Source organism: Acinetobacter uliginosus (assembly GCF_044130295.1).
GTDB lineage: Bacteria > Pseudomonadota > Gammaproteobacteria > Pseudomonadales > Moraxellaceae > Acinetobacter.
This window is the reverse complement of the sequence record NZ_JBIQOC010000145.1, coordinates 1-4763: the sequence shown is the minus strand read 5'-3', so window position 1 is coordinate 4763 and position 4763 is coordinate 1. Positions and strand designations below refer to the sequence as shown.

The window sequence follows — 4763 nt, the reverse complement described above, 5'->3', positions numbered from 1 at the left end:
CTGGTGATTTGTAGTCATAAATTTTAGTCCCCACTTGTTTTTAAGTGGGGACTAAATTAAGGCTTATAGGATGAATTCATAAGGTGTGTTCAGCGGACGCTTACGTCCAAATTAAGCAGTGGCTTTAATGACTTCAGCAATCGATTCCGCCACATAATCAATATTGCTTAAATTCAGACCCGCAACACACATACGGCCACTACGCACCAGATAAATGCCGTATTGATCTTTGAGAATATCGACCTGTTCAGCACTCAGCCCGGTATAGCTAAACATGCCTTGCTGTTTGACCAGATAGCTAAAATCTCGTTCCGGTAAGGCCAGGCTCAGTTTATCTTTTAAAATGTGACGCATTTGAATAATACGTTCTCGCATTTCTTGCAGTTCAGCTTGCCACTGTGCAGTCAGATCAGCATCATTCAGCACATTATCCACCAACAATGCACCGGTCGTAGGTGGGCTTGAGTAAATACGGCGTACTGTTGCCTTTAATTGTCCTAACACTTTTTGTGCAGTGGCTTGATCATCACAAACAAATGTCAGACCGCCTACACGTTCACCATACAGCGAGAAAATTTTAGAGAATGAATTGCTGACAATAAAGTTCATTCCAGCCTGATCGAGTGCGCGAATCGCATAGGCATCTTCTTCTAGTCCTTGACCAAAACCTTGATAGGCAATATCCAAGAAGGGAATCAGATCCTGTTGTTTTAGTACAGCAATCACCTGATCCCATTCAGCAGGTGTCAAGTCTGCACCCGTCGGGTTATGGCAACATGGATGTAATAACACAATACTTTTTGCCGGTAGCTGGCTCAACTTTTCTAGCATCGCTGGCACATTGACGCCATTGGTTGCTGCATCAAAATAAGGGTAGAAGTGCGAGTGAATACCAGCACCATTAAAAATGGCAATATGATTTTCCCAAGTCGGTTGGCTAACCCAAACATCAGATTCAGGAAAATATTTTTTCAGAAAATCCGCACCAACTTTAAGCGCGCCAGAACCGCCTAAGGTCTGGATGGTCACCGCGCGTCCATCACGGCGCGCCGGACTATTTTCTCCCAATACCAGCGCTTGAGTAGCCTGATTATAAGGTTTTAAGCCATCCATCGGTAAATACAGCTTAACCTGTTCATTGCTTGTTTCAATATTCTTATACGCTGCTTTGACCGCTTCAAGTTGAGGCACAATATTGTCTTCATTGTAATAAAGCCCAATACTTAAATTCACTTTTTCTGTCCGTTCATCTTTAGCAAATTCTTCCATTAAAGAAAGAATCGGATCACCTGCATACGCATCAACATGTTGGAACATGAATACATCCTTCGTTATATGGAGTAAAACAAATCAAGCCTTCGGTATAGAATACATTTTATCTTTTAATGCCAATGGATGGTCTTTTATTTTGATAGAAACTGCTCAGCAGTTGAAATATTAAAAAATTATCTAAAGCACGTTAACAATAGAAAAGGATTAGATTTTAAGTTAGAAGCCAAGTTTTATTTGTAAACAATGTATAAGTAAAAGTTTAATGATTGATGTAGTTTTATTTTAAATAAAACTATTGTCAAATATGGCAATACAGCGTATTTTAATTTCAAGATACATACTTTTTTGAAGAAATAAAGATGTTAAAGCAACCTGTACTCTCAAACGCGACTTATTACTTTTGGCAATTTAGATAATTGCCTGAATGCGTTCGGGCAAGAAAAGGTTGCCCACCAAGTTTATAACCTGATCGGGCAACCCTGATCAGGTTTTTTTATATCTTATTTTTTATATTTTGGGAGTTTAGACATGCAAACATTAAATTATTCATACTTTAGCAATTTTTATTGGTTTTACTTTAGTCAATTGATGACTCTTCACACGCAATCCATTAGACCCATAACGCTCAAATAAAAGATTGGACTGAATAGTCCCCAGGAAAGACCAATGAATGCTTTAAATACTGCTTTACAACAAACTCAAACAACTGCAAAAGAAACCATTTTAACTTTGCCTCACCAATTGAAGGCACAATTGCCATTATCGAATAAATTGGCGCAACAAATTGCTGCGCAGCGTCAAACCATTGAAAATATATTGGCAGGCAAGGACCATCGTTTGATGGTGGTGACAGGCCCATGTTCGATTCACGATCCCGTGGCTGTACTTGAATATGCGCATAAATTACAACAATTACAAAGCCAGGTGTCAGATCAGATTTTCCTGGTGATGCGTGCCTATATTGAAAAACCGCGTACCACCATAGGCTGGAAAGGCTTCCTCTATGACCCAAATTTAGACGGCTCATCCAATATGCAATTGGGACTAGAAAAATCACGTGAGTTGTATCTACAAATTATTGAAATAGGTTTGCCGATTGCTTCGGAAATATTAAGCCCAATGGCGACTGCGTATTTCGATGATTTACTGGCATGGGGTGCTATTGGTGCACGGACCAGTGAATCTCAGATTCATCGTGAAATTTCCAGTCATATGCCATACAGCATCGGTTTCAAAAATGGCACCGATGGCTCCATTCAAATTGCACTGGATGCTATTCAATCTGCATCACATCCACATCAATTCCTGGGTCTGGGCCAATCCGGTTTACCGTGTATTTTAGAGTCGCAGGGCAATCCAAAAGCACATTTAATTTTACGCGGTGCAAATTCAGGTCCCAATTACCAGCTGGCGGAAATTGAAAAGATCAAAGAAAAATGCAAAGGTGAATTACCGGCTTTGGTGATTGACTGCAGTCATGGCAATAGCCACAAAGATCCGCTTTTACAGCCCGAAGTACTGCGTACCATTGTGGCAGAACGCAAGCAAAATCATGTTCGAGGCGTAATGCTGGAAAGTCATCTTGTCGATGGTCAGCAAAAGATTTCTTGTGAGATGACTTATGGTCAGTCTGTAACAGATGGCTGTCTGGGTTGGGACAAAACCCTGCAACTTTTGCTGGAGGTAGCAGATTCACTACGTGTTTCACAGTTAAAACGTAGCGCCTGATTTTCTATAAAAAGTTTATCGATGATCAATAATCTATAAATAATGTTGTGATAAAGCCCCTGAATTTAGGGGCTTTTTTCTTGTATAGATCTATTTTTGTTATCTGGTTAATTTTAAACCACGCGTTTATTGATGGTGTATGCAATTTCTATTCATACTTTTAACCAGTTAAAAATAACAAAGTTGAGTACTTTACTATGTTTATGCACAATAGGGAAAAATAGTAATCAATAAAACATGAATTGTTTCTTCACGACTGAGATAAGCATTTAAATAAATTAAACCAATTTCAGTATGCGTGGATCATAGAAACAATTCTCATCGGGGAATATATGTATAGTACGGAATTACTGGAAGAAGCACGTAAAATGATGTTCCATATGCTGACTAAGGTGGTGGAATATGGCGGCTCAGATTTATTTATTTCAGCAGATTTTCCACCGAGTATTAAACATCAGGGCTTAATGAAACCGCTTGGCCAGCAGGCATTGACTGCCGACAAGACCAAGTTATTTGCCTATAGTTTAATGAATGAAAAACAGAGGCATGAGTTTGAAACCGAGCTGGAATGTAATTTTGCCATTAGTGTTCCCAATGTTTCGCGCTTTCGTGTCAATGTATTCCAGCAGCAATTACATGTAGGGATGGTAATACGAACCATTACCGCAGAAATTCCAAATTTTGACCAGTTAAAGCTTCCCGAGTCCTTAAAGCATGTGATGATGGCAAAACGCGGTCTGATACTTGTGGTCGGTGCTACCGGCTCGGGTAAATCGACTTCTTTAGCCGCCATGATTGATCATCGTAATGAAAATTCTGCCGGGCACATTATTACCGTGGAAGATCCGGTGGAATATGTGCATAAGCATAAGAAATCGATGATTACCCACCGCGAAGTCGGCGTGGATAGTCATTCATGGCACAATGCCTTGAAGAACACCTTGCGTCAGGCACCGGATGTTATTTTAATTGGTGAAATCCGTGATACCGAAACCATGGAACATGCCATTGCCTTTGCCGAAACCGGACATTTATGTTTAGGTACTTTACATGCCAATAATGCCAATCAGGCGCTGGATCGAATTATCAACTTTTTCCCGGAAGAACGTCGCAATCAATTGTTGATGGATTTATCTTCCAATATGAAGGCGATTATTTCACAGCGTTTGGTGCGTACTGAAGATGGACGTGGACGTCGTGCAGCTATTGAAATTTTGCTGAATACACCTTTAATTGGAGATAATATCCTGAAAGGCCAGTTTCATGAACTCAAAGAAATCATGAAAAAATCCCGTGAATTGGGCATGCAAACTTTCGATCAGGCTTTATATGATTTATATAATGAGGGTGCGATCAGTTATGAAGAAGCATTGCGTAATGCCGACTCCATGAATGAATTGCGCTTGCAGATTAAATTGAAAAGTAACCGACAGGATCAAACGGTTCCAGGTTCAGCTGCATCATTCAGTATGCTGCAAGATAAAGATCCGGAAGAGAATCAAGCTAAGACAGGCCCGGAAACACCTTAATCATAAATGTCTTAAGTCAGATACTTTTTTATTAAAAAATTTGAGCTTTCTTTTTCAATTTGCTTTTTCAAAGATTATTTTTTTAAAGAGTACTGCATTTTTCTGACGATAAAAAAAATCAGCCATACAGTAAGCGTCCGCTGAATCCCATGCCTATTTTTTAATTTTGGTCGGATTTCCAGCGGTGTGGCAGTAATTCTTCAATCTGGGTCACTTTATGCGTCGGCAGCCTTT

The 4763-nt window shown here is 39.8% G+C and carries 3 protein-coding genes; 2 read left to right on the top strand and 1 reads right to left on the bottom strand.

Annotated features, from left to right (window positions below; genetic code table 11):
• Nucleotides 1–111 precede the first annotated feature (111 nt).
• Nucleotides 112–1317: an amino acid aminotransferase gene (locus tag ACE01T_RS17115; RefSeq protein ID WP_180042585.1), complete on the bottom strand. Its 1206-nt coding sequence runs from the start codon at nt 1315–1317 to the stop codon at nt 112–114.
• A gap of 621 nt (nt 1318–1938) precedes the next feature.
• Here ACE01T_RS17115 and ACE01T_RS17110 point away from each other — a divergent pair.
• Both ACE01T_RS17110 and ACE01T_RS17105 read left to right on the top strand, forming a co-directional pair.
• Entirely contained in the window at nt 1939–3000 is a 1062-nt protein-coding gene (locus tag ACE01T_RS17110; protein WP_180042584.1) for a 3-deoxy-7-phosphoheptulonate synthase, read from the top strand.
• Between the two features lie 332 nt (nt 3001–3332).
• Complete coding sequence (locus tag ACE01T_RS17105; protein WP_180042583.1) at nt 3333–4529, top strand: PilT/PilU family type 4a pilus ATPase; 1197 nt, start codon at nt 3333–3335, stop codon at nt 4527–4529.
• Nucleotides 4530–4763: the final 234 nt, after the last annotated feature.

Excerpts from the sequence above, each read along its gene's own strand:
- ACE01T_RS17115 (WP_180042585.1), bottom strand. The coding sequence starts at position 1,317 with ATGTTCCAACATGTTGATGCGTATGCAGGTGATCCGATTCTTTCTTTA.
- ACE01T_RS17110 (WP_180042584.1), top strand. The coding sequence starts at position 1,939 with ATGAATGCTTTAAATACTGCTTTACAACAAACTCAAACAACTGCAAAA.
- ACE01T_RS17105 (WP_180042583.1), top strand. The coding sequence starts at position 3,333 with ATGTATAGTACGGAATTACTGGAAGAAGCACGTAAAATGATGTTCCAT.